14 protein-coding genes and 1 CRISPR repeat array are annotated in these 25,638 nt (G+C 53.1%); of the genes, 10 read left to right on the forward strand and 4 right to left on the reverse strand.

The annotated features are described in order from the left end of the window. Positions 1–22: 22 nt before the first annotated feature. The gene (locus H6G52_RS12220) at positions 23–2,737 is read right to left on the reverse strand and encodes a chloride channel protein (protein ID WP_370567704.1); all 2,715 of its coding nucleotides are present in this window, start codon (positions 2,735–2,737) and stop codon (positions 23–25) included. A 235-nt stretch (positions 2,738–2,972) separates the two neighbouring features. After that, positions 2,973–3,488 (reverse strand): DUF309 domain-containing protein, encoded by a 516-nt coding sequence (locus H6G52_RS12225; RefSeq protein WP_370567705.1) that lies wholly within the window; start codon positions 3,486–3,488, stop codon positions 2,973–2,975. A gap of 302 nt (positions 3,489–3,790) precedes the next feature. Between H6G52_RS12225 and H6G52_RS12230 the strand changes: the two genes are divergently transcribed. The 3 genes from H6G52_RS12230 to H6G52_RS12240 all read left to right on the forward strand — a co-directional run bounded on the left by H6G52_RS12230 (position 3,791) and on the right by H6G52_RS12240 (position 9,139). Next, the gene (locus H6G52_RS12230; RefSeq protein WP_190528638.1) at positions 3,791–4,567 is read left to right on the forward strand and encodes a PEP-CTERM sorting domain-containing protein; all 777 of its coding nucleotides are present in this window, start codon (positions 3,791–3,793) and stop codon (positions 4,565–4,567) included. Positions 4,568–4,911: 344 nt separating this feature from the next. Next, entirely contained in the window at positions 4,912–6,066 is a 1,155-nt protein-coding gene (locus tag H6G52_RS12235; protein WP_190528640.1) for an RNA-guided endonuclease TnpB family protein, read from the forward strand. A 295-nt stretch (positions 6,067–6,361) separates the two neighbouring features. Further along, positions 6,362–9,139, forward strand: coding sequence for a CHAT domain-containing protein (locus H6G52_RS12240; protein ID WP_190528642.1), 2,778 nt, complete (start codon positions 6,362–6,364; stop codon positions 9,137–9,139). A 20-nt stretch (positions 9,140–9,159) separates the two neighbouring features. On the opposite strand, the gene H6G52_RS12245 is transcribed toward H6G52_RS12240, so the two are convergent. Both H6G52_RS12245 and lepA read right to left on the reverse strand, forming a co-directional pair. Then, positions 9,160–12,591, reverse strand: coding sequence for a response regulator (locus H6G52_RS12245; protein ID WP_099532122.1), 3,432 nt, complete (start codon positions 12,589–12,591; stop codon positions 9,160–9,162). Positions 12,592–13,203: 612 nt separating this feature from the next. Further along, positions 13,204–15,015, reverse strand: coding sequence for a translation elongation factor 4 (gene lepA, locus H6G52_RS12250; RefSeq protein ID WP_099532124.1), 1,812 nt, complete (start codon positions 15,013–15,015; stop codon positions 13,204–13,206). Positions 15,016–15,435: 420 nt separating this feature from the next. Beyond that, a CRISPR array of direct repeats spans positions 15,436–16,573; the repeat unit is 36 nt; unit sequence GTGATCAAACCTCTGATGCCGTAAGGCGTTGAGCAC. A 781-nt stretch (positions 16,574–17,354) separates the two neighbouring features. Between lepA and H6G52_RS12255 the strand changes: the two genes are divergently transcribed. The 7 genes from H6G52_RS12255 (at position 17,355) to fabD (ending at position 25,604) form a co-directional block, all read left to right on the forward strand. Further along, complete coding sequence (locus tag H6G52_RS12255) at positions 17,355–17,561, forward strand: hypothetical protein (RefSeq protein WP_099532229.1); 207 nt, start codon at positions 17,355–17,357, stop codon at positions 17,559–17,561. 116 nt (positions 17,562–17,677) lie between these two features. Then, positions 17,678–19,402 carry an AarF/ABC1/UbiB kinase family protein gene (locus tag H6G52_RS12260; RefSeq protein ID WP_190528644.1) on the forward strand — a complete coding sequence of 575 codons (1,725 nt, stop codon included), beginning with the start codon at positions 17,678–17,680 and terminating at the stop codon, positions 19,400–19,402. A gap of 254 nt (positions 19,403–19,656) precedes the next feature. Continuing rightward, entirely contained in the window at positions 19,657–20,595 is a 939-nt protein-coding gene (locus H6G52_RS12265; RefSeq protein ID WP_190528646.1) for a LamG domain-containing protein, read from the forward strand. 166 nt (positions 20,596–20,761) lie between these two features. Then, on the forward strand, positions 20,762–21,658 hold the full coding sequence (locus tag H6G52_RS12270; protein WP_099532232.1) for a patatin-like phospholipase family protein: 897 nt from the start codon (positions 20,762–20,764) through the stop codon (positions 21,656–21,658). A gap of 852 nt (positions 21,659–22,510) precedes the next feature. Further along, positions 22,511–22,816, forward strand: coding sequence for a hypothetical protein (locus H6G52_RS12275; protein WP_099532233.1), 306 nt, complete (start codon positions 22,511–22,513; stop codon positions 22,814–22,816). Between the two features lie 348 nt (positions 22,817–23,164). Next, positions 23,165–24,463: a condensation domain-containing protein gene (locus H6G52_RS12280; RefSeq protein ID WP_099532234.1), complete on the forward strand. Its 1,299-nt coding sequence runs from the start codon at positions 23,165–23,167 to the stop codon at positions 24,461–24,463. Between the two features lie 271 nt (positions 24,464–24,734). After that, positions 24,735–25,604, forward strand: coding sequence for an ACP S-malonyltransferase (gene fabD / locus H6G52_RS12285; RefSeq protein ID WP_190354657.1), 870 nt, complete (start codon positions 24,735–24,737; stop codon positions 25,602–25,604). Positions 25,605–25,638 lie beyond the last annotated feature (34 nt).

Genomic DNA, 25,638 nt, shown 5'->3' on the forward strand with positions numbered 1-25,638 from the left:
CAGCTAATCCAGCAGCAAGCACTTAATCATTGCCAGTCAATGGGCCACGAACTACTAAAATTGTGCCTTGAAATTGCTGGGCGATCGTGGCCGGCAAGTTGCCATGAATGACCTGTTTGAGTAGGCTTTCTCGGCTGGCTCCTAACACAATCACTTGGCTATCTAGGCTTTCGGCCAAGTGCAAAATGGTTTCAGCCACCTGATCCGCACAGAGAGCCAGCGCCGTGACTGAAGTGGGGCTGGTTTTGGTGAGTCGAGCGGTGGCCTGATCCAAAAGATCGGTCGTCCAGGGTTGCGCCGCCGATTCGCTGAAGTCCGGTTCCTCGCTGGTGGCCACCTTGGGCACGACTTGACAGAGGGTGACGGCGGCTGATCGGGTCAGGCCCAACAGCGGCGGCAACAGATTCAGGGCCCGCTCCACATTGGGCCCACCACTAATCGGCACTAACCAGCGATCGAGACTGAGCATGGCTTGCACCGCCTCTTGCTGACGAATTCGCGGCCGTTTGAACAGGTCTTCTCCCCATTTCACCAACATGATTTCGCAGGGGGCATCGTTTAACAGTCGGGCGATCGAGTCGCCAAAAACCGGCAATCCCGGCCGGGCGATCGCCCCTTGCCAACCCATAATCACTAAGTCGATTCGCCGCCGTTGAATCACTTCCAAAATGGCCTCGGCCGGATCCCGGGCCAAGCAAATTTGGCTATGGATGGAGATGCGCCATTGACGACCGGCACGGGTTGCCCGTTCAAACAGTTTGCGCATGGGGGCCACCAGCGCCGGATCGATCGAGGTTTCCGCCGGGGACTGACCCACAGGAACCAACATCACATGCAAGCATTCCACCTCCGCCTGTCGATCGCGCGCAATGGCCAGCGCCAACCGCAACAGCCCCAAGGCCGCCGCTGGATTGGCGATCGGCACCAAAATTCGCGATCGCCCCGTGTTCGGCCCCCGGGTTTTATAGATGGCATAGGCGGGCCGGCGCGGCTGCTGGGGATTAATTTCTCCCCCCAGTCGTTTGGACTCAACGCGCAACAGATCGCTGCGCGTGACAATGCCCACCAGCCTTTGCCCTTCCAAAACGGGCAGTCGTCCCAGTTTGTAGCGACTGAGCAAAAAGCGAATATCCGACAGCCGATCGTCAATTTGCACCGCGATCGGCTGGGGAGTCATGGCCGCCGTCACCCGATCGGTGGCGGCCAAATCCTCGGCATCCAAATCCGTGATGTCCGATTGGGTCAAAATGCCCACCAAATTTCCCCGATCGTCCACCACCGGAAAACCGCGATGGTGCGAATCGGCAAACCGTTGGCGAGCCGTTTCCAGGGTTTGGCTGGCCCGCAGGGTTTCCACCGGATGATTCATCACATCCTTGGCCGTTAAATCCGCTAGCAAATCCACATCGGGAATGGGTTCCGACTCCAACCCCTTGAGGGCCAGCAGTCGATCGTATAAAGATCCAGAATCCAGGCGATCGGCCACCAAATAGGCCACCGTGGAACCAATGGTGAGCGGCAACACCAAGTTAAAATCCGCCGCCATTTCAAACACAATCGCGATCGCCGTGATTGGCACCCGCGACACCGCCGCAAAAAATGCCCCCATCCCGGCCAGAGCATAGGTGGCGATCGAGTGGGCCCCCACCAAGGCCCCCACCACACTGCCCAAGGCGGCCCCCAAAATCAGCGAAGGGCCAAACAAGCCCCCCGGCGCACCGGAACCAAAGGCCACCAAAGTCAACAGGAAATGGGCCCCAAAGGCGATCGCCGCGCCCTGCCAAGCCGTCCCCCCCAGCACCAAATCTTCCCGCAGCCAGCTATAGTTCCAAAACGCCGCTGGCAACATCGCCATACCCAGTCCCGTAATTCCACCAGCTAGGGCCATCCGCTCCGGCAACCCCCATTGCAACCGGCGATAGAGACCCAAACTGGCAATCACCCCCCGATTGAAATTGGCTCCCAACCAACCGGCCAACAAACCCAACAACAGGTAGGCCGGAATATCCCGCGCCGTAAATTCCGTGGCCACCCGCGATAGGTTCAAGCTCACGGGCAAAATATCACCGCCCAAGGACTGTGCCACCACCGCTCCCACAAAGGCCGCCAACAGAGCCGGCCCCAGGGTCAAACCCGACACATCATGCAGCAGCTCTTCCACCGCAAACAGCACACCCGCGATCGGGGCATTAAACCCAGCCGCCAAACCAGCCGCGGCCCCGGCAGCAATTGTTTGGCGACGATAGGCCGGCGAAGTGGGAATCCAACGACTGAGTTGGGCCGCGATAGAAGCGCCCACATGCACCGTGGGCCCCTGGCGACCCAGGGTTAACCCAGACCCCAAGGTGAGCGTGGTGGCCAATAATTTGACCCAAACAGCCCGCCAATCCAGCAGGATCGGCCCAAAGGCCAGCTTGGCCTTGACCTGCGGAATGCCGCTGCCCCCAGCGTCCGGCGAAAAGCGCTGCACCAACCAACCAGCCAGCCAACAACCCACCACCCCCACCGCCGCCAACGCCAGGGCCGGTAAGGGGCTACGGGTGGCGATCGCGATCCGCTGGGTTCCCACCCAAGCCGCCCCCCACTTCATCAACACGGCCGCCAACCCAGCAATTAGCCCGATCGTGCAAGACTCCAGCAGGGCCAAGGTCTTGGGACGCATGAATGGGCGTACCCACCGCAGGGGATGCCATTGCTCGCTAAAGGGGTTGTAGCGGTGATACCAGTCGTTTGCCACAAACGCGCTTCCTGAAAACGATCACGCAGCATGATCGCGCCGAACGATCCGATCAGTCAGGAGGCGAGTGCCAATGGCCTCACTGCCAACCGACAATCGTTATAAGGGGTATTTAAGTCCTACTCGATTGCTATTTCGCCCAATTGAATTTCAATGGGGATGTTTTTGAATCTTACCGATCAATCGGACAGATTTAGAGAATTGTGGGCAAAATCTTGCTACCAAGTCCCTTTTTTTACGGGGTTTCTTCTCCCGAGCAGGCTTGGGCGGCCGGCAGAATACGCGGCAAAGATGGCTGAGCAAATGATTCTAAATTTCCAGACTCCAGAGGAAGCAACCCAGTTCGTAATCCCAAGGCGATCGCGGCAGTTTCTACCCGATCGGGCCCCATTACTTGAATAAAGTGCAAAACATCCGCCACCTGGGCAATGAGCTGGTTTACATCAATTCCACTGTAGTGATCGTCATATTTATTTAAGCGGCTCAGCCCTTCACCCAACAAAATTGCAGCCCCACGCCAATTCAAATTACTGAGGTGATGGAGCGCCACCGCCACTTGCAAAATCCCTTGATAAAACGTGCGCTCCGGCTCATTCGCCACCACCCATAATGCCTCGATCGTGTCGTGGCAAGCATAAAACTCCCCACGATTAAATTCCTCAATTCCTTGCCAAAACGGAGTGTTGGGTTGTGATTCCTCAATCATGGCGCTGGGTAATGGGTCAGGGATGAAAAGGCGCGATCGATCCACAGGGCGATCGTCATCGTCTCAAGATCGTTTTAGGCTGATCTTTGGATGCCGCAGGTGCGCCAGTCCCGCCAACGAGAATTGCACAAAATTTTTCCATCTAAAAGATAGTTCTTAAGAACAGCACAGATCCAGTTCGACAGCCCCAGGATCAACCCTTGCTCATTCGTGGCCACCATCACATCGTAGGCCGGGTAAGCAAGTTTGAGGAACTGACGTTTAGCAACATTAAGTCACCTCGGTGCTGGATCGGTCAGCCGCTTTCAGGATCTCCTGGATAACCTCATCTTTAAAAGGTGACCCCTATGAATTCGATGCAATTGGGATCGGTATTGACTCGCTCGGTAGCGTCAGTAGCCACAACGATGATCGTTGGGCTCGGTTCACCTGCCCTAGCTGGCGCTATTAACCTGAATTTCACCAAGTTAAATGGCTTGGCTGGCTTTGGGTATACAGCTATCTATCGTGCAGATCTTTCTGGTTTGGGCTTTGATCTGCAATCTTTGACCATTCAAGATGGAAGTTTTGGACTGGGTGGAGCAACCGGACAGTACAGTGGTTTTGACTTAGACGCAATCCGTCTAAGCCGTACCCTGATTGATGATGCTTCTTCGGTGACTGACCTGAGTGGCTTGGATGTCTTTGACTTTTCTCCAAGCAAAACCCTGTTTTCTCCAGGCACTCAACGTTCTCCAGAAGATGCACCTAACCTATTTGGCTCGATCGGAAAAACGATCAATCAAGGTCTAGCAACGCTCAATAGCTTTGATGCGGTATTTGACTTCTGGGAAGGGTGGCAAGGCTTTCTGAGCCTAGGTGATGGTGGTCGGATCAGCTTTGATCTGACCTCTGCCGTTGAAACTGTCAACCCACTCTACCTATACCTGGCTGAAGTGGGGGATAATGGAGAACTGGCGGCTGGCTCGATTGTTGCCTCTGACAAACCAGTGATTACTCCTGAGCCGGAAACTCCCCAGTCAACTCCTGAACCCTCGCTATTGCTGGGATTTACACTCCTCGGATTGTGGGCTAGTTCAAAACGTCAGCCCCCACAGAAAGTGGAAGTTGCCAAGCATCCTTAGTGCACAAACCAAAGCCAAGATCCAGTTACTTGCAACGCTCACCCAAGACTTGGGGTAAACAGAACTTGTAGTCAGGCAAGCAACTATTTACCTGGATGCTTCACGGGCATGGGGGAAGTTACTTTCCAATCAGTCGCTTCCCCCATGCCTTTTTTCTAATGAAATGAAAAGCAAAAGCCTAGAAGACAGAGTTACTGTTGAGATTGCTCCATTGTTAAACCTAATTCGTAAAAAAAGCCAAAAACACCGATGGAGGGTTAATCAACAGTGATTGACTTCCTTTCATTTGCTCATATTCTCTGAAAAATGCGAATCCATCCTAAAGGCTGTCATACAATGAACAGATGCTACTCGGATTCAAAACTCAACTCAAGCTCAACAACCAACAACGCACCGCATTAGCTCGCCATGCCGGTGTCGCGCGTCATGCTTGGAATTGGGGTTTGGGACTGACTAAGAGCATCCTTGACCATAACCAATTACATCCCGAAGACAAAATCAAATTCCCATCGGCCATTGATTTGCACAAGTGGTTGGTAGCTTTAGTTAAATCTGAACACCCCTGGTACTACGAAGTCTCCAAAAGCTCACCCCAGAATGCTTTACGCCATTTACGGGTGGCTTGGGATCGATGCTTCAAAAAGACTTCAGGCGCTCCTAAATTCAAGAAAAAGGGTCGTCATGATTCTTTTGAACTGGATGGAGCTATTCATATTAAGGGTTTGAATAAGATTCAGGTTCCTAAGATTGGCATCCTGAAGACCTATGAAGCCTTGCCTCAAAATGTTCAACCTAAATCAGTCACCATCAGCCGCCAGGCGCATGATTGGTTTATCTCATTTCGGATCGAGATCGAACCTGTCATTACGCCTAAATTGGTTGATGTTGTAGGTGTTGACTTGGGTGTCAAATCCTTAGCGACTCTCAGCACCGGAGAAGTGTTTGAAGGCGCTAAAGCCTACAGACAACTGGAGTCCCGGCTCTCTCGCTTGCAATGGCTGAATCGCCATAAGCAAAGAGGATCTGCCAATTGGAAAAAAGCTCAATCAAAGATCGCCCGGTTGCATCAGCGAATCGCCAACATCCGTAAAGACACCATCCACAAACTCACGACCTACCTCGCCAAGAACCACGGCACGGTAGTCATTGAGGATCTGAATGTGTCCGGAATGATGGCGAATCACAAGCTAGCCAAGGCGATTCAGGATATGGGCTTCTATGAGTTGCGGCGGCAACTAGATTACAAGACAAAGTTGTATGGCTCTGAACTGGTGATCGTGGATCGTTGGTTTCCATCGAGCAAGACTTGTTCCCGTTGTGGCACGAAAAAAGAGACCCTATCCCTGTCAGAGCGGGTGTTTGATTGTGATCACTGTGGATTGCAGATTGATCGCGATTTGAATGCTGCGATTAATCTGCAAAGGGCGGCCAGTCCGGTCGTGTCAGCCTGTGGAGCGGATGAAGCTGACTTCGCCGCGATGAAGCAGGAAGTTTCCTGATTGGTGCATTTGCTAGTCAATCGCAGCAATTGTTAGTGAATTAGTGACGGTTCGATGACCTCGAAGCAAGCAATAGTCTACGCCTGTCTGTTATGACGGAAACGTACAAGTTGTCTGCCGGTTATCAGGTCGCACGGGAGCATGAAAACCTTGTCTCTGGCTTTTTAGAGCGGGGAGTGTCAATGCCAAGCTCACTCGTCAGGCCTAATCCCAGGGAAATGCAGTTGCCAGGCGGTTGAGGTGGCGTTCCCGCCGAAGCGATCTAGATTGGAGGCGCTGGTTTGGGAAAAACACCATGGGCGATCGAGGGCGGCTGGGACTGCTGGTGGTGCTGGTGGGCTGGGGGCTGGGGATGGCGATCGAACCGGCGATCGCCCAAGATTACCGATCTCCCCAAGGACTGGTGAATTTTGCCGATTGGTGTCGGCAGCGCGATCGACTGGATCCGGCGGCGCGGCACACGGTGGGAGCCTTGTTGCGGGTAGCCAAAACCGAGAATTGTGAACAGGCTTGGCGCAATTTGGCGGCCCTGCCCGTGTTGGATTTGTCCAGCCAAAACATTCAGGATTTGCAACCGATCGCCGCCTTCAACCATTGGCGGGCCCTGTCGCTGCCGGGGAACCAAATTCGGGATTTGCGACCCTTGGCGGGGATGTCGTCCTTGCGCCAATTAATTTTGGGGTTCAATCAGGTGCAGGATCTCTCGCCCCTGCAAGACCTGGATCAGTTGGAAATGCTGGATTTGACCCGTAATCAAATCACGGCACTGCCCCAGCAGCCGGGATTGGCCCGGTTGCGATCGCTGATTTTGTTGGGTAACCCCCTGCGGCAACATACCTGCCCGTTTCGGCCGATTACGGTTTGTCTGTTTGATGATCCGGGGGCCCCATTGACGGCGCGGGCCCAGGCGGCGATCGACCAGGGCAATTGGCCCGAGGCGATCGCCCAGTTGCAACAGGCCCGCGACCAGTACCAGGCCTTGGGCGATCGCTCACGGCTCGCGAAAACCCAGGTGCAGTTGGGCAATGTTTATCTGCAATTGGGGGAATTCGCCCGCGCTTTGGAGGTGCAGCAGGCGGCCCATGGGGTGATTGCGGAAACGGGCGATCGGCCCACGATCGGGCTGGTGATGGCGAATTTGACGGAAACCTATGAGCGTTTGGGTCAATATCACCAGGCGGAGGCTTGGCTCGATCGGGCGATCGCCAATGCGGCTGAACAGTCCACCGCCGCGATTCCCCTGGATGGGGGGCTGTATGAACTGCCCAAACAACAGGGTTATTTAGCGGCTTGGTTATCGCAAGTGCAGTTGCGCCAGGGCAAGGCGGCCCCAGCGGTGGTCAGCGCCCAGCAGGGGGTGCAATTCTATAACCTGCTGCCGGAGGATTATCCCGGCAAGGCGATCGGGATGACCAAGGCCCAGTTGATGTTGGGTGAGGCCTTGCGGGCGGTGGGTCGCCGTTCGGAGGCCCGCAACGCCCTGGAGCAGGTGCGCCAGTTGGCCCAAACCCATGGCGATCGCCCCGGTGAGGCCCAAGCCTGGGAACAGTTGGCCCTGTTGGCCAATGATGCGGGCGATCGCGAGCAGGCCCGGGCCGGTTTCGAGGCCGCCTTGGCGATCCATCGGGCCACAGGGGCCCGGGCCGAAGAGGGGCGTTTGTTAACCCGTTTGGGGGAGTTTTATTTACAGCAGCGGGCGGCTCCTCGGGCGATCGACCATCTGTTTCAGGCGATCGAGCGGTGGGAATCGGTGCGGCCGGGCCTGAGCGACGACAACAAAATCGCCCTGGCAGACACCCAAGCCCAAACCTATCGCCTGTTGCAAGAGGCTTTGATTACCCAAGGTCAGGCGGGGCAAGCCTTGGAGGTGGCGGAACGGGCCCGGGCCCGGGCCTTTGTGGAACTGTTGGCCGCCCGATCGGGCCATTTGGCCAACCAGCCCCGCCCGGCGGTCAGCCCACCCCCCACCCTTAGCCAAATTCAGCAGTTAGCACGCGATCGCCGCTTGACTTTGGTGGAATACACGATCGGCCAGCGATCGCTCCACATTTGGGTGGTGAATCCCCAAGGAGACGTGACCCTGCGCACGGTAGCGATGGCGGGAGCCTCGGCCGAAGCCACCCTGGCTACCCAAATTCAAGAGCTGCGGCGAACCCTGCCCCAAGGACAACTGCTGGCGGCAGAGTTGCGCCGTCAACTGAACGGGCTGCATCGGCAACTGATCGCTCCGATCTCGGACTTGTTGCCCACAGATCCCCAGGAACCGGTGGCGATCGTGCCCCAAGGGCTGCTGTTTTTAGTGCCCTTTGCCGCTCTGCAAGCTGAGGATGGTCAGATGCTGATCGATCGCCACAGTTTGTTTCTCACCCCCGCGATTGATGTGTTGCGGTTGCAATTTGCCGAAACCCCGCCCGATCGCTCCTTAGCATCCGATGTGGTGGTGGGGGTCGATCGCGCGGCCCTGGTGGTGGGCAATCCGGTGATGCCGGCCGTGCCTCCCGTTTGGGGAGCGGCCCCCAGTCCCCTGAGCAATTTACCCGGGGCCGAATCGGAAGCGCGCCAAGTGGCCCAACTACTTCAGGTCAAGCCGCTATTGGGGGCCCAGGCCACCAAAGGCGAAATTTTGGATCGGATTACCCAAGCGCGCCGAATTCATCTGGCCACCCATGGTTTGTTAGATGACTTGGGTAATTCGGGAATGCCGGGGGCGATTGCCCTTGCACCGGCTGCCGGTGATGACGGCCTTCTCAGTGCCGGTGAAATTATGGAATTGCGGTTGGCGGCGGAACTGGTGGTGCTCAGTGCCTGTGATACGGGGCGCGGCCGAATTACCGGCGATGGGGTGTTGGGGTTGTCTCGTTCTTTTTTGGCGGCGGGGGCCGATCGGGTGGTGGTGACCCTTTGGAAAATTCCCGATGAACCCACCGCAATCCTGATGGGCCATTTTTATGCAGCGCTTCAGCAGGGGAGTTCGCCCGTGGCGGCCCTGCGCCAAGCTATGATCCAAACCCGCGATCGCTACCCCAACCCGTTCCAATGGGCTGCTTTCACGGCCGTGGGTCGGCCCGACTGAAGATTGAGCATGGGCCAGCCCTAGTCTTCTAGGTTGAGATTGACCGAGAAGGTCAACACCGTTTCATCAACGCCCTTCAGTTCCAAGGGCCCCACTTTTTCGATGTCGTTTTCATCCAAATAGTCCGCCACGGCCGCCGACACCAAAACCGTGCCCGGTCGGGCCGCTTGCTGAATCCGAGAGGCGATGTTCACGCAGGGGCCAATGGCCGTGTAGTCCGATCGCTCCGCACTGCCAAACATGCCCACCACCGCCGTACCCTGATGAATGCCGCAGCGGAACCGGACAGGGGGAATGGCCTGCTCGCCCCAAACCTGATTCAGTTGGTGCAGTCGTTCGGACATTTGACGCGCGGTGCGCACGGCCCGCTGCACCTGCTCGTTGGGGGTGGCTTCCTCGGGCGCACCGAACAGCACCAAAATCGCATCGCCCATGAACTTATCGATCGTGCCGCCGTTGGCAAAGGCAATGTGGGTCATTTCCGACAGGTATTCATTCAGCAGCTCGGCCACCTTGCGCGATCGCACCGTGTTCGAGAGCTGCGTGAAGCCCACAATATCGCTGAACAGCACCGTAATGAGCCGAGGCTCCGGTTGCAAGTCCAACATCAACTCGCCCGCGGCCGCCTTGTTGACCAAGGATCCCGGCAAAAAGCGCCGCAACACCGATTCGGTCAAGTAGGCGTTGAGTTCCGAAACCTTGCGCTCATTGGCCTTGAGGGCGATCAGGTTATGGACTTCCGCCAGCAATTCCCGATCGTCAAAGGGCTTGGCCAGATAGGCATCTGCGCCAATTTCTACCCCTTCAACCCGGGTGTCGGCATCGGCCTTGGCCGTCAGCAAGATAATTGGCGTGCCCTGGAGGGCTTTGTCTTGGCGCACCTGCCGAATCAGGTCTAACCCGGAAACCCCCGGCATCATCAGATCGGTCAAGATCAGATGGGGTTGGTATTGCTCGGCGGCGGCGATGCCTTCGGCCCCGTTGCGGGCCACAATCACCCCGTATTGATTCCGACGCAAAATGCTGCTGACATAGCTCCGCAGGTCGGGGTTGTCGTCCACCACCAGCACCAATGGTCGATCGCCCAAGTCCTGCGGTTCTGGATCCGGCAATGGATCGTTGGCGCGGGTGGCGGCATCATGCTCCAGCAATTCGGCGGCCAGGTCTGCCAGCTCGATCGCGGCGCGGCTGCCTTCGATCGCCACCGGTTGCTCGATCGTTCGATCGGGCGGCAGGTGGGTGGAACCCCGGTCTAACCAAACGGAGAAAGTTGCCCCCTGGCCATAGTCCGACTCCACCGTCACCCGCCCGCCATGGAGTTCCACCAACTCCTTCACCAGGGCCAGGCCCAGACCCGTGCCCTCGTAACCCCGACTCACGGAACCTTCGGCCTGGCGGAACCGTTCAAAGAGGTGGGGAATTTGGTCGGCCCGAATCCCGATCCCCGTATCGCTCACTTGCAACAGATAATGCTGCCCCGTGGCTTCCACCGTGACCGTGATCGTTCCGCCGCGCGGCGTGAACTTCATGGCATTGGAGAGCAGGTTATAGAGCACCTTATCGAAGCGCTCGCTGTCTAGATAGGTATCGGGGCAGGGGGTGAGGTTGGCCACCAGGGCGATCTCCTTGCGATCGCAGTAGGGGCGGAAGGATTCCAAAATATAGCGGGCAAACTCCGCCAAATCGCAGGGGCGGAAGGTGGGCTGCATTCGGCCCGCATCCACCCGCTGCAAGTCCAGCAGTTGATTCACCAACCGCAACAGTCGCCGCGAGTTCCGTAGGGCCACGTCGGCCTGCTCGTAGGGCAAGCCTTGTTTTTGATTCACCGCCGCTTCCAGGGGCCCAATCATCAGGGTCAGGGGCGTGCGGAACTCGTGGGAAATGTTTTGGAAAAATTCGGTCTTCTGCCGATCGAGCGCCAGCAGTTGTTCCGCCTGTTGGCGAGTAGTTTGGTAGAGGCGCGACTGTTGCACCGCGATCGCCGCCTGGACGGCCACCGCTTGCACCAGCTTGATTTCCGTGCGCTTCCAGGGGCGGGGATTGGCCTGGCGCAGGGAAATGCTGCCGATGATTTTTCCCTCCGAAAGCAGGGGAACCACCAACAGGGCCCGGGCCTGCTGCTTCAGGGGCAAGCTGGCGGAGAGGCTGCTTTCGTGTAGGTCATCGAGGGCGATCGGCTGTTGGGTGTCGATCAGTTGTTGCAAAACGGGGTTGCTGACGATCGGGGCGATCGAGCGGGGCAGGGGTTCATGTTGCCGGGCCGCCGCCACCGGATCCACCTGCTGGGGACTCCAAGACCAATCGTGATGATTGCCGCCCAAGGGCGGAACCTCATCAAACCCCACACATTGCACATACTCATCGTCCTTGGTCCAAAGGGAGAGGGCGCAACCGTCGGACTTCAGGGCCTGGCGTAACTGCTGGGTGATGGTGGCAAAGATGGTTTTGGGTTCCAGGCTCGATCGAATGGCCGTGGCGATCGCGTTCACCAGGGCTTCTTGATCGGCCAGGGCACGCACCCGATCGTAGGCCCGCGCTTGGGCCAGGGCCAAAGCCGCCTGATCGGCCACCGCCACGGCCAACTGCAGATCTTCCTCGCTCCAGGGCTGCACCGTTTCGCAGCGATGGAGCGCCATCACGGCCATGGCTTCCCCGCGATAGACCATCGGCACGATCGCGCTCGATCGAATGCCCAACCGCTCAAAGGCCGATTGCCGCCCTTGCCAAACCGGTTCCGAGGTTTGCAGCCGCTGATCCGTGGCCGCATCATCCACCGACGTGGCCGACTCCACCAGCCAAACCGTTTCCCGCAAACTTTCAAAAATCGTTTCGATCGACTGCTGAGTCACCGCCGTGGGATCGCTCGACCAATGGACAAACTGCTCATTGGTCAGGTGGCCATCTTCCACGGGCCGCAACAAACAGCAGTTTGACTGCAACGCCTGGCCCACCGCCTCCACGATCGTTTGCAGCATCGTGCGCGAGTCCATGACACTGCGCACCGTGGTGGAAACCTCGTTGAGCAATGACTCCCGCCGCAGGGCTTGGCGCAACTCCCAAGTGCGCGATCGCAACACATTGTGGGTTTCCACCGCCTTGCGCACCGAGGCCTTCAGATCCTCGTCATCCCAAGGCTTCGTGACGTACTTAAACACCTTGCCGGAGTTGATGGCCTCCACCAGGTCATCCACATCCGTGTAGCCGGTGACAATAATCCGCATCACGTCCGGATATTGCTCGGCCGTCAAACTCAAAAATTCCGTCCCACTCATCAGCGGCATTCGCTGATCCGAGATGATGACGGCCACGTTGGGGTCTTTGGCCAAAATGTCCAAGGCTTCTGGGCCATTGTTGGCCCGCAAAACCTGGAACTCTCGATGCAGCGTTCGGTAGAGCAAATCGAGAATATCGGCTTCGTCGTCAATGACCAGGACTGTGGGCTTGGTCATCATGGGGCTTGCCCCCCAGCCCCGATCGGGTTGCAACCCAGGCTGTGGTGCTGGAGAAACTGCGGGCCAAGTTGCCGTTGGGAGTGAAGAAGCATCCATTGTGGGAGCAAAGAGCCGGCCATAGCGCCCTAGCGCGGGATGATGGGGAGTTGAAATGCCAAAGGGCAACGAACAACTGGTCGATCGCTTCAGCCAACGAATAGTAAGGGTTTAGGGCATTGGCGACTGCGAGTTTTCAGAACAGGTTACCCAGGGACTGATGCCGGATGGAGTAGGACTCAGACCACCGATCAGGCTCTTGGCGAATTTTGATGACCTATTGTAGTTCGGAGCGCCGCTGACTGGCTTCCTTCCCACTCGGCCTCGATCGGCTTTGTTCCGTGACCCAGTAAGGACTCAATGTTCCTTACGCCCTTTGCGGAACGAACTCCGGATGCGACTGTGGGAGGTTCACCGGGTGCATGGGGATGGTGAGTCCCGATCGCCCTGCAAAAGTCCCTGAAAACAGCCCTTAACCCCCACTGATCCGAAAGTTACGCCAGAATGCACCCTAAATTCTCAAGCTTTGAACCATCTTGCAAGGGGTTGGCTCCCATGGGCCCCAGGTCGATCGCCCTATTCCCGATCGATTTTTAACACGGCCATGAACGCAGATTGGGGCACATCCACCGTGCCGATCGCCTTCATCCGCTTTTTCCCTTCCGCTTGCTTCTTCAGCAATTTCTTCTTCCGGGAAATATCACCGCCATAGCACTTGGCCAACACATCCTTGCGCAGGGCGGGGATCGCTTCACTGGCCACGACTCGCGAGCCGATCGTGGCCTGGATTGGCACTTTGAACTGATGGCGCGGGATCAACTCCTTCAGCTTTTCCACCAGGGCCCGGCCCACGTAGTAGGCCTTATCCCGGTGGACGATCGCGGAGAGGGAATCCACCCGATCGCCATTAATCAGCACATCCAGCCGCACCAGCGGATTTTCCCGGTAGCCAATCAGAGAATATTCCATGCTGGCATAACCGCGCGATCGCGACTTCATTTGATCAAAAAAGTCCGTTACCACCTCCGCCAGCGGAATTTCATAGATCAACGTTGTCCGGCCCTGGGTCAGGTAGCGCATATCCACAAACACCCCGCGCCGCGTTTGCGATAGCTCCATCAACGTCCCGACAAAGCTTTCGGGCGTGATCATTTCCACCTTCACGTAGGGTTCTTCGATTGTTTCGCGATATTGCGGCTCCGGCAGCTCGCTGGGATTGTCAATCATCACCACTTCACCATCAATCTTGGTGACGCGGTAAACCACCGAAGGCGCGGTGGCGATCAAATCCAGGTTATATTCCCGCTCCAGCCGCTCTTGCACAATTTCCATATGCAGCAGCCCCAGGAAGCCGCAACGGAAGCCAAACCCCATGGCGCTGGAGGTTTCTGGCTCGTAGCTGAGGGCCGCATCGTTCAAACGCAGGCGATCGAGTGCTTCCCGCAGCTCGCCAAACTGATCGGAATCCGTCGGAAACAGCCCACAAAACACCATTGGCTTGGCCTCCGTGTAACCGGGCCAAGGCTCCGTCGCCGGTTTGCTGACCAGGGTGATGGTGTCGCCCACCCGCGCATCGCCCACGGCCTTAATCGAAGCGGCCAAGTAGCCCACTTCTCCCGCGTGCAGCTCATCGATCGGGCATTGATTCGGGGCCAACACGCCCAATTCATCAATTTCGTATTCCTTACCGGAGGCCATCAGGCGCACTTTGTCGCCCTTTTTCACTCGGCCATCCATGACGCGGAAATAAACAATCACACCCCGATAGCTGTCGTAATAGCTATCAAAAATCAGGGCCCGCAGGGGTTTGTCTACGGTGTCCGCTGGCGGGGGCACTTTTTGGACGATCGCTTCCAAAATCTCGCGGATCCCGATCCCTTCCTTGGCCGAGGCGTGAATGGCCTCGCTGCAATCCAGGCCGATCGTGTCTTCAATTTCGCCAGCCACCCGATCGGGTTCTGCGCCGGGCAGGTCGATCTTGTTCAAGACCGGCACAATTTCCAAATTATTTTCCAAGGCCAAATAAACGTTAGCCAGGGTTTGGGCTTCCACCCCTTGGGACGCATCCACCACCAGCAGGGCCCCTTCGCAAGCGGCCAAGCTGCGGGACACTTCGTAGGAAAAGTCCACGTGACCGGGCGTATCAATCAGGTTGATCACGTAGTCGTTGCCGTCTTTGGCCCGGTAGTCCATCCGCGCCGCTTGCAATTTAATGGTGATTCCCCGTTCCCGTTCCAGTTCCATGTTGTCGAGGAACTGTTCTTTCATGTCGCGCGCGGCCACTGTGCCCGTATCTTGCAGCAGGCGATCGGCCAGGGTCGATTTACCGTGGTCAATGTGCGCCACGATCGAGAAGTTACGGATGCGCGAAACGGGAACGTCGGTCATAGGAGCGGAACGGTAGGGCAAACGGGGAAAGGAAGCCAACCGCATTGTAACGAATTCCATAGCGTCTAATTCGCCTTGGCGCTCTGGATTGTTTGGGGCCGATGGAGCGATCGGGCTTTCGGCATGGATCGCGATCGGGCGGGAGCGATCGGGCGGGCTTGTTGCCCAAAAACAAGCACCTGGGGCGGTGGCGGCGGGGCGAGGGGCTGGAAGGGTGCAGAATGTTGATGGGGGTTGGGTTTGGCGATTTTTGGGATCTTTGGAGATGCTTGTAAATGGCTGAAAGGGTGATGGGGCAAGGGTTGGGCGATCGGCAAAAGGGCGATCGGGGGTGATGTTTTGGCAGATGCGGGGCGATCGGCTAAGATGCTTGTAAGGTTCCATTTCGGCGCTTGTCCCGTAAGGGTTTCAAGCGGCGGGGTGATCAAACCTCTGATGCCGTAAGGCGTTGAGCACGCTTGGCTTTTGCAGTCGCTAAAAACACAGCGCTAGGAGCGTGATCAAACCTCTGATGCCGTAAGGCGTTGAGCACTCTATATCCTTGGTGATTCCCAGTTCCTTCGCGCGACTCAGTGATCAAACCTCTGATGCCGTAAGGCGTTGAGCACTGTACAAAGATCCGGGGTAAATAGGATCAGCCCCCTTGAGTGATCAAACCTCTAATGCCGTAAGGCGTTGAGCACGGAGAATACCTTTGTAGTATCGCGATTGATTTTAGTGATCAAACCTCTGATGCCGTAAGGCGTTGAGCACGCATTGGCTCCTACCTGGAAGATCCTAGGTTAGCTCAGTGATCAAACCTCTGATGCCGTAAGGCGTTGAGCACAGGTGTCCCGAATTCTTGATGGTTTTGCCAACTACCGTGATCAAACCTCTGATGCCGTAAGGCGTTGAGCACAACAAACAGCCGGGAGTCTCTGCTTTTTGGTTCCGCGTGTGATCAAACCTCTGATGCCGTAAGGCGTTGAGCACTACACCACCCAAGACCGAACCGCTCCCGTTCTGCCTGAGTGATCAAACCTCTGATGCCGTAAGGCGTTGAGCACTCAAAACCTCCTTATGTAGGGGTCTAGTCGTGTTTTTTGGGTGATCAAACCTCTGATGCCGTAAGGCGTTGAGCACATGTCAGCGCTGGTCACTTCCGAGGGGAACTCGTACGAGGTGATCAAACCTCTGATGCCGTAAGGCGTTGAGCACGTGACACCCTTGTGTGGAATGCCGCGACCGCACGATTTGTGATCAAACCTCTGATGCCGTAAGGCGTTGAGCACGAAAACTTGGCCAACGCGATCGAGCTGGCTAATGGTGATCAAACCTCTGATGCCGTAAGGCGTTGAGCACCTGGTGAACCGGCCCCACCTGGGAACGGCTCAGGTGAGTGATCAAACCTCTGATGCCGTAAGGCGTTGAGCACCAACCAATCAAGCTGTAGCGGCCATCAACCAAGAGGTGATCAAACCTCTGATGCCGTAAGGCGTTGAGCACCACTTGCAGCCAAAGCCGTTTGGCGGATAGTTCGTCGGTGATCAAACCTCTGATGCCGTAAGGCGTTGAGCACAGCACCGCACAGCACCGCACAGCACCGAAAAACACTCGTTTCAGCCCTGTTCTAAACTTTCCAATCCCGTGAGGTGGTGAGTCTGTCGTCAGATTCGCCACCTCACCTTTTTGATCGCCTCCACCTCCTTCAAATCCTTTCGCATCAGTAGAAACCCGTACTCCCCAAAATCGGAGTTTTAACCCGCCGATTCATACCTGGCTTACTCTCCGCCGCTCTTTGCCTCCGCTTCGTCACCCCCCGATCGCCTGTGATCTGTCACCATGCCACCAATTGATTCAGAAAACGCCCATCTTTCGCGTTCATTAGAGAGCGAAAATCAGCCGAAAGATAATCTTTGCATTTTCGTCTACTCCTCAATTCTGAAGCCTATTCCGTAACCTTCGTCTGGAAAGTCTTGTTCTAATCGATCGACTGCGGTTGGCTGTCTCTTAGGTTTAATGAAACTAATCAGGAAAGCTTGCGACGATCATAGGTTGCTGAAATATTTGATCGCTTTGCATTCATGCTATTTTTATGTGCTTAACGATACCTAAAGGCAGCAAAATCGAGATTTTTCAAGTATAAAAACATTCATCAAACGCCAAGATCGATCAAAGGTGCAAAGACTGAAAAATTGTATATTTGAATACGGTTTAAGATAAAATTAAAGAATTTCAAAAACTTGTAAAAAAATAATTCACGGTGACTTTTCCAAAAAAATTGGAGTACACTACCTGGGGAGTGCAGGCGTGCAAATACAGAGCGTCGCCGACCGTTAGCAACGTAAACAGTGACAGTCATGGGAAATAGCACAAAGTCCTCGAAATTTCCGATTGTTATTGAAATGGAGCCACAGGCAAACTCTGACATCGAAGAATTGGTGAACTCCGGCAAAGGTCTCATTTGTGACAACGTGTCCGTTGCCCTAGAACAACTGAAAGCCCAAGGAATTTTGCCCGAAAGCGTCATCCCCGTATTTGTTGTTGTTGCATCCTCCGACGACTAGTGAAGAACTGATGTGCAATCATCCCCAAAGGCTGCTGAGCTGAAGCTTAAGCTGAAGTTTTGGGGACAGATTTCGCAAGTGTCCGATCGTCCCGTGTAAGCATCAGCGCAAATTTAATGATTCAGCCCGATCTGATCCCGATCCCACTGGAATTGCCGCCAGAGCAAAGGCTGCTCCCGGTCAACAACTTAAGCTTCCTGAAGAACCGAATCGTTTTGGTGCTGTACGAGGTTTCTCGGCTGACCCTCAAGTACTCCCTCAAGAATGCGATGGGGGCAGCCAACCTCAAAACAGAGCTGGCTCGGGATATTCGGTTCTCCATCGAAAAGCTGGGGGGATTGCTGATTAAGGTGGGTCAGCTCCTGTCGCTTCGCTTGGATCTCTTCCCCGCCGAAATTTGCCAAGAACTCTCCAAGCTTCAGGATCGATCCTATGGGTTTTCCCTGGACTATGTTCGGCAAATTATCCAAGAGGAATTAGGCCTCCCTCTGGAAAGGATCTTCATTGAGTTTGAAGAGCGGCCCTTTGCGGCTGCGTCAATCTCGCAAGTCCACAGGGCCCGAATCCCATCCTTTCCTGGTGTGGTTGCTGTAAAGGTTCAGCGCCCAGATGTTGAAGAAAAGTTTGGTCAAGATCTACAACTCATCCGCTTCCTGCTCTCCCTGATCAAGAAGCTGAAGCTACAGAGCTATGTGGATTGGGACAACATCAGCCTAGAGCTTGATCAAATGATTCAGGAGGAAATTGATTATCGCTATGAAGCATCCAACCTGGAACGGATGACGGTGACGCTCAGGGAACACAACATCTATGTTCCCGCTGTGATTGGTGATTACAGCACCAAGAAAGTCCTGACCATGGAATATATTCCCGGCATCTTGATGTCAGATTATATCCGTGCCGCCAGTACTGATCCCGAATATCTGGAAAAGATTCTTCGACTCAATAATATTGACCCGAAGTTGGTGGGAAAGCGCCTCTTTGAAAGTTTCTTCCGTCAAATGCTGGAAGATAACTTGTTTCATGGAGACTTGCATCCTGGCAACGTCATGCTGTTGCGAGATAGCCACATTTGCCTCATTGATTTGGGGGCGATCGGCAGCCTCGATTCCCACTTCCTGCGCTACTACCGACGCAGTATGCAGGCTCTCGGAGAACGGGACTACGATCGAGCACTAGATTACAGTTTGATGTTGTGCGATTCCCTGCCCACAGGAGACATTGAAAACGTCAAAGCGCAACTGATCCAGTGCTATCGCCAGTGGGATGCCAAAATGAACATCCGCAGCCTCTCATACCATGAGAAGTCGATCAGCTCGATCGGTGTTCAAATTGGGTCAGTCATGCGCAGGAACCGCGTTTCCTCCAGTTGGCAACTGCTGCGAGTCTTCCGCACCTGGGGATTGATGGATGCATCCTTGAATTACCTAGTTCCCAACGCAGATTATATGAGTCTCGTTGGTGGATATTTTCGAGGGGCCGTTAAGCGCAGTCAGCTTCAGCTTAAGCAACTGGGCATCACGGAAATTGTGATGCAACTCACGGAGAAAGTTGCCGAATTTTCCGATCTGACAACGATCGAGCTTCGTGGCAAGGCAGTTCGCAAAAGAATAGTCGCTGAGCAAAAAACCTCGTCAAAGCTCGCTGACAAAGCCAAGAAATTACTCTGGCTTGGGATCATCGTTCTGGCTTGGATTTTTCTGCATCAACACCTCGAAACAGCCGTGAGCTGGTTACCACCAAATCAATACTCAGCTTGGGCTAAAAGTGTTCCCAATCTTGCTATTGAAGTTTGGGCTGGGATCCTAATTATCTGGATCTACTTACTCAAAATTCTCTAGCTTTGATGACATTTTTTCTGGAGGTTAATTGGGTTCATGTAGAATATTAAGAAAGCCGAATATGCTTGTTCGGTTATCAAGAAATATTCTAGAATTTGCGAGAGATGGTTGTTTTGTGAATTAAATTCAGACGAATGTTGATACTTCAGTATTAGATACTTCAGTGTTAAATACTCCAGTGTTAATAAACATGTCTGTTTTTGTTCAATAGTTTGGTTTGGAAATGACACCAATCATCCAAGGTTCTAATCACCATGACTTCAGTACTTCATTTTGATGGTCAGTCGAATTACATCCGAATTCCCCATCAAGAGTCCCTCTCCCCTGCTAATAACTTCACCTTCGAAGCTTGGGTGAACGTTGCGCAAATTGGTGGCTACCTACGCTTATTTTCTAAATTTCCAGGCTTTGGCTTTGGCCTCATCAACGAAGCGCTACTTTTTACGGAATATTGGATTGTTGACTATGCAGCCTCTGTTTCGATCGAAGCGGGATCTTGGTATCACGTTGCCATCGTCTTCAATGCTGACAACGATGTGTTTTTCTACCTCGATGGAGAGCTAGTTCAAACCATCCTGGGCGACACCCCCGCCTCCATCACCCAAGGCCCCCTCGAAATTGGCCGCAAAGCAGAGGGCCATGGCGAATATTTCCAAGGCGATTTGACCGAAGTTCGGTTCTGGGGCACTGCACGCACTCAAGAGCAAATTCAAGCCTACAAGTCCTATCGACTGCTCGGATCCGAAGAGAATCTGTTGGGCTATTGGCCTTTGAACGAAGGCAGCGGAGATGTCATCAACGACAAGAGCACCGCTGCCAACCATGGAACCTTGCAAGGCTCCCCCATTTGGAAGAGTGCTGCACTGGAACTCCCAGAAATTCTCCCCAACATCCCGCTGCCCGCTGAAGTTCAGGAAGCCGAAGCCGCTGCCGCCGAAGCCGCTGCCGCAACCGACACCATCCCCAGCCCTGGTTCCTTCCCCATCATTGTTGAACTGGAATCCGATGAAGCAACCCCCGATCGTTGCTTCGAAGAGTTATTGACCAGGGGAGATGGCGCGATTTACGACGGAGTCACCCAAACCCTTTTTGCCATGCGGGAACAGGGGCAAATCACCCAAGCAACAACCCCCGTTTTTGTCATTGTTCGGCGCACTCCTGAATCTAAGAGCTTGCTGCCATTTGCTCTGTAGCATCCCTGAGCGCCAAGGCTAGTGGTTTAAGCAAAGGGCTGAACCGTTCAAGCGCCCTGAGTCTACGTTTCTATGCCGCTCATTGCCTCGCCTCAGAGCTTTTCGGAACGAGTTTCACAGGTCAACCCATTCCAGTCACGAGTTTTACCTACAAGGAGTTTGATTCATGAGCAGCGGTAACTACAAAAACCTGGCACTGCAAGCAGGAGGCGTGTTAGGAACAGCCTACGTAGGGGTTGTGCAATCCCTGAACGAGCGCGGCCTCCTCTCCAAATTTGAGCGCGTTGCCGGGTCTTCTGCGGGAGCCATCATGGGAACCTTAATTGCCCTGAGGTTTTCAGCAGCAGAGATCGAAGACATCATGATGAACCTGAACATGGGGGAGTTCACCGATCCCACCAGCCCGATTAACCTCGTCCAGAATTATGGTTATTATGCCGGGGATGTTTTCTATCAGTGGATTCAAGACATCATTGCGCGCAAACTAACGAAGAAGGCCACCTTTGAAGATCTCGTAGATGCTGGATTTGCAGATCTTTATGTCTTCGGCACAGATTTGACCGCTCGAGGATTGCGGGAGTTCTCCTACCGTGCGACTCCTGACACGCCAATTGCAGGCGCAGTGCGCGCTTCCATGTCCATTCCCTTCTTCTTCCAAGCTTGGCGATTCCCCGGCGGCATTCCCGACAATCACTACTATGTTGATGGTGGCTTGATCTTGCCCTATCCCTTGTGGACTTTTGATTATGCGCCATTCACCAGCGAAGAGGGCTACAACGAAGAAACCTTGGGAGTGAGCTTAAGAACCGGCTTCAGCCCCTCTGGTCTAGAGAAAGGCTTTGACCTGAAGGAGTATTTCGAAAGCCTATTTGAGGCTACGTCCTCCATTCGGATCAGCGCCCGAAACAAGGCACGGACGATCAGCATTGACACCTTGAAGCTCTCGCCCACTGATTTCAACATGAGCCACGAGGACAAGCTGCGGCTGGTGAAGAGTGGTTATGAGGCGACGGCGGAGTTCTTTAAACTCAAGGACGAATTGGCAACGATTGCTGCTGCCTAAGCGAATCATGAATTCATGGGAGCAACGTCATTTCCCTCTCTGAGTTGGCCATGGCACGGTGTTGACTAATTTGCACATCCATTCCCAACTCGAACAAGCATAGTCAGTGCTAACAAGAGCGCTCTATGCTGAACCTTTTTTTAATTGGTTTAGCTCTTCTCTGGCTTGCAAAAAAGAAATGACTGCTCCCGTGAACTTTGGAATTACCTGCCCTTTTGTCCCAAAATACCTCTACGGGATGACGAGCATTGGCAGGAGCTAGAAAGGCCTAGCCACTCCGTTTATTCCTTAGGAATCGGATACATTGAACCCTACGCTCAAACAGGAGGGAGTGGTCTAATTCAGATTGGAAAAGAGTAGTTTTCCACTAGACCTTGGGATCAATATCGCGACCTCATTCACAATGTGGCAGCGTTAATATACTCGAATCAGTCTTTAACCTCGCCCTAATTTCTGCTTTTCGTTAATCAGAGATAAATTGAAGCAATAAGCTCAATTAACTAGTAGAAAATAATTCAGTTGGGCTAAACCGACTGATAATTGTGGACCAATTTCTTCGCTATGGTTTTCTCGACATCACTATCTTTTAATTACTTCAAGTTATTCATTAATCAATTGTTTTCGAGAAAAATTTTCGAGAAAAGTAACTCTATTTAAAGTCATTGTCCAAATAATTTCTGCCTTGAAAAGGCAATCTTTTGATGCCTAAACTTGGTCTTTGACTTTTCAAAAAATGACCTTTTAAAAGATTTTTAGAAAATCATTTAATGCTTCAATTTGACTTGACATTTAATAAGAGAATACATTAATCTGAATGAGGATTGAGTTTGATTTTGAGGAATACCAAAAGCCATGCGAACCCCTATCCAGGTTGGATCAGAAATCAAGCGAATCATCACATTTGAGGCTAACTCAATTGGTGAAGCCATGCCGGTTGTGATTTACAAGAAGAAGGTTGTTGACCCTGCTGCTCAACCAGGCGCGATCGAGGCTGCTCCAGTTTCTGCCAAGGGAATTTTGGAAAAGATTGTCGATTCGCAAATCCAGGCTGCCAGTGAATTCAAGACTCTCAATGAGCAATCAGGGGAGAAGTGGCTCAAAGACCTGGCCAAGAATATCTCACTTGCCCTTGTTAAAGGCGGAGATGCACTTACTTAAACAGCGATCTTCGGGGTTGGATTAAGCAAGGGTGCTGGCTTGTTTGGCATCCTTGTTTGACCATAACTTCAACCTGTAGAAAACTCAAATTGACAAAAAACTTAGACATCACGCCAAACTACTTCGGCCTTTTGTCTTAAGAGAGGGTCTTTTTGAAAAATTTTCCTGAGAGGTTTTAATTGAAAAACTAGCTCAGGAACTAAGAATATTTTTGTCGAAAATTTGTCGAAGTTTGTCAAAAAAAGATTGTTGACAAAATTGTTGATTAGTCAATTCAAAAAATTCCTAAAGCTAGCAATAGCTGTGATTGACTCTTGAAGCGGCGAAGGACAAAGTAAGGATAAAGCTATGTTTTCATCTTCAGAATTTCCTGCCTCGGCCCAAGACAAAATCCAATACATTAGCCTCGCAACCTGTAATGGCGTTGTTCAATGCGTTTTTACGCTAGATAGTTGCCTGAATGAAGATCTATTTTTCAAGAGCTTCGATTTGGTTTTAGATTCAGAGGTGATCCTGCAATGCCAGTGGGTGAACAACAGTGTATCGCCCTACTGGCTGCGATCTGAAGAAAAACATAAAGACCGATTCAAGCTACTTGAAGTCGTCGATGTGCAACAGGCTGTTGAAGAGTTTAGATCTCGATCGATCGATCCAACAACCGATAGCTTGGTGCAACTGAGAATTTTCCGGCACCAAGGCGAAAACACACTTCAAGATACGTTTTGCCTCAAGATGTCCCACGTTGTTTCTGATGGCAGTGGACTGCGGTGTTTGCTTCAGTCCCTTGCTGAAACCTATGGGGTGCTGCAAAACGGTCAGGAACATACCCCGAGTTCTGTAACCGTTCGGCGTGATGGATGGCAAGTTCTTGACAAGGTTCCTGCCAAAAAGAGATGGCAATTGCTGAAAAAGGGCAAGAAGAACTTTTTGAAGCCAGGTCAATTAAAAGTGCCATTTAGCAATTGCACCCATGAAAATCAGATATACATAACCTACAAATTGGATCGGGGGCAAATTGAGAATCTAATTCAGTATGCGAAAGATCGCGGAGCAACCCTAAATCAAGTGATGTTGACAGGGTTTGCGCGTGCTCTGCGTCGGTTCACCAATGCAGGGCCTGATGCATCACTTCCAATTATCAACACCCTCGACCTTCGCCATTATCTCCGGCATGGAGATATGCCTAAAATTTGTAATCTCGCGGTTCCATTGATTTCTAACATTCATGTCAACCAAGCAGACTCCTTTGCAGACACCTTGTCTTTCATAAAATCTGACTTAATCAGCCAAAAAAGAGCCATGCCTGGCGTTTTGCCAGCAATCGCCATGGAAATTCTTTTTCTCATTCCTTTTGCCTGGGTAGACTGGCTACTGAACCAAGCTTTTGACCAAGCTGCTGAATCAGGAATTGGCACACCCCTATTTTCGGATGTTGGCAACACTGACATCCCCATCCCAGGACATCAAGTGGTTTATTCCTACGGCTTGGGTCCCGTTGCCTATGCCCCAGCTTTTATGATGACGGCTTCTACCTTTAGAAACACCGTCACGCTTGGTGTGGGCTTCTGCGAGTCTTCAATTAGCCGTGGCGATATGGGCAAAATATTTGATCTGATGGTTGAGGAATTTGCAAGCTGCACTGCCTGATTACAACCTCCGATTCTCAAAACTTGGATTGAAGAGTCAGGGCTGTTGACGCTTGACCTAGGTCTCAATCCTATGGATTTGACAAGACGAAAACTGCCAGATTCTTTAATTCTCAATCTTAGGACCCTGTTGTTAAAGACCTGTTTCTCGAAGCTGATGACTACGACCTTGCTTTGAAATTCACTTTGAAGTTTGTGCTGTCTAGTTGGCTTCGCTGAACTTCCTCCATGTTACCTAAATGTCCTGATTGACGCACTGAAGGAGCGGCATGATGAATTTAAATGTTGTTCTCTTTCCGGGTCAAGGATCCCAATTTTGTGGAATGGGGAGTGAACTATTTCCTCATTATCCGCAGCTTTTGCAGCAAGCAGATAATATTCTTGGCTTTTCTGTAAAAGAGCTGTGTTTGCACGATCCCAATGGTGATTTGAGCCGGACAGAATTCACTCAAATTGCTTTATTTGTGGTGAATGCTTTGGCTTGGCAGTCCCATATTGATTCAGGCGGGTTTTGGCCTAATGCGGCTTGCGGGCACTCTTTGGGCGAATATAATGCGTTGTTTGCGGCGGGAGTGTTTGATTTTGAAACGGGATTGAATTTAATTCGATACCGAGGGCAATTGATGGGCCGTCAGCAGGGTGGTGGAATGGCGGCAGTGATTGGTAGCAATGTGGAGAAAATTCGCAAAATCTTAGATGATTTTGCGTTTGATACGGTTGATATTGCGAACTATAATTCGCCTCGGCAAGTGGTCATTTCAGGGCCCAAGCGCGATATTGATGATTTAGCGGCTGTGTTTGAGGAAATTCCAGACACGAGATATGTGGTGTTGAATGTTAGCGGGGCGTTTCACTCGCGCTACATGCAAGAAGCAGCGCGAGAGTTTGGGGAATTTATTCGGACAATGAATTTTCGTGCTCCGCGATTTTCAGTGATTGCTAACACTTCAGCGCAGCCTTATACGCTGGAGAATGTGGTTGAGAATTTAACGCAGCAAATTGCGAGTCCGGTGCGCTGGACAGAAACGATCGCCCATTTGTGCGATCGGGGAAAATGCACGTTTCAAGAATTGGGAGTGGGCAACACGCTAACCCGACTGCTGTATCAAATCTCTCCAGATTTGGTTCCCGAAAAGGTTTAAGGGAAATTTGAAAGCGCAAGTTGCAAGCTCAGTT

Origin of the sequence: Limnothrix sp. FACHB-881 (assembly GCF_014698135.1) — a bacterium.
In the GTDB taxonomy this organism is placed as follows: Bacteria; Cyanobacteriota; Cyanobacteriia; order CACIAM-69d; family CACIAM-69d; genus CACIAM-69d.

Coding starts and splice junctions, on each gene's coding strand:
- H6G52_RS12230 (WP_190528638.1), top strand. CDS start 3,791: ATGAATTCGATGCAATTGGGATCGGTATTGACTCGCTCGGTAGCGTCA.
- H6G52_RS12235 (WP_190528640.1), top strand. CDS start 4,912: ATGCTACTCGGATTCAAAACTCAACTCAAGCTCAACAACCAACAACGC.
- H6G52_RS12240 (WP_190528642.1), top strand. CDS start 6,362: ATGGGCGATCGAGGGCGGCTGGGACTGCTGGTGGTGCTGGTGGGCTGG.
- H6G52_RS12245 (WP_099532122.1), bottom strand. CDS start 12,591: ATGATGACCAAGCCCACAGTCCTGGTCATTGACGACGAAGCCGATATT.
- lepA (WP_099532124.1), bottom strand. CDS start 15,015: ATGACCGACGTTCCCGTTTCGCGCATCCGTAACTTCTCGATCGTGGCG.
- H6G52_RS12255 (WP_099532229.1), top strand. CDS start 17,355: ATGGGAAATAGCACAAAGTCCTCGAAATTTCCGATTGTTATTGAAATG.
- H6G52_RS12260 (WP_190528644.1), top strand. CDS start 17,678: ATGATTCAGCCCGATCTGATCCCGATCCCACTGGAATTGCCGCCAGAG.
- H6G52_RS12265 (WP_190528646.1), top strand. CDS start 19,657: ATGACTTCAGTACTTCATTTTGATGGTCAGTCGAATTACATCCGAATT.
- H6G52_RS12270 (WP_099532232.1), top strand. CDS start 20,762: ATGAGCAGCGGTAACTACAAAAACCTGGCACTGCAAGCAGGAGGCGTG.
- H6G52_RS12275 (WP_099532233.1), top strand. CDS start 22,511: ATGCGAACCCCTATCCAGGTTGGATCAGAAATCAAGCGAATCATCACA.
- H6G52_RS12280 (WP_099532234.1), top strand. CDS start 23,165: ATGTTTTCATCTTCAGAATTTCCTGCCTCGGCCCAAGACAAAATCCAA.
- fabD (WP_190354657.1), top strand. CDS start 24,735: ATGAATTTAAATGTTGTTCTCTTTCCGGGTCAAGGATCCCAATTTTGT.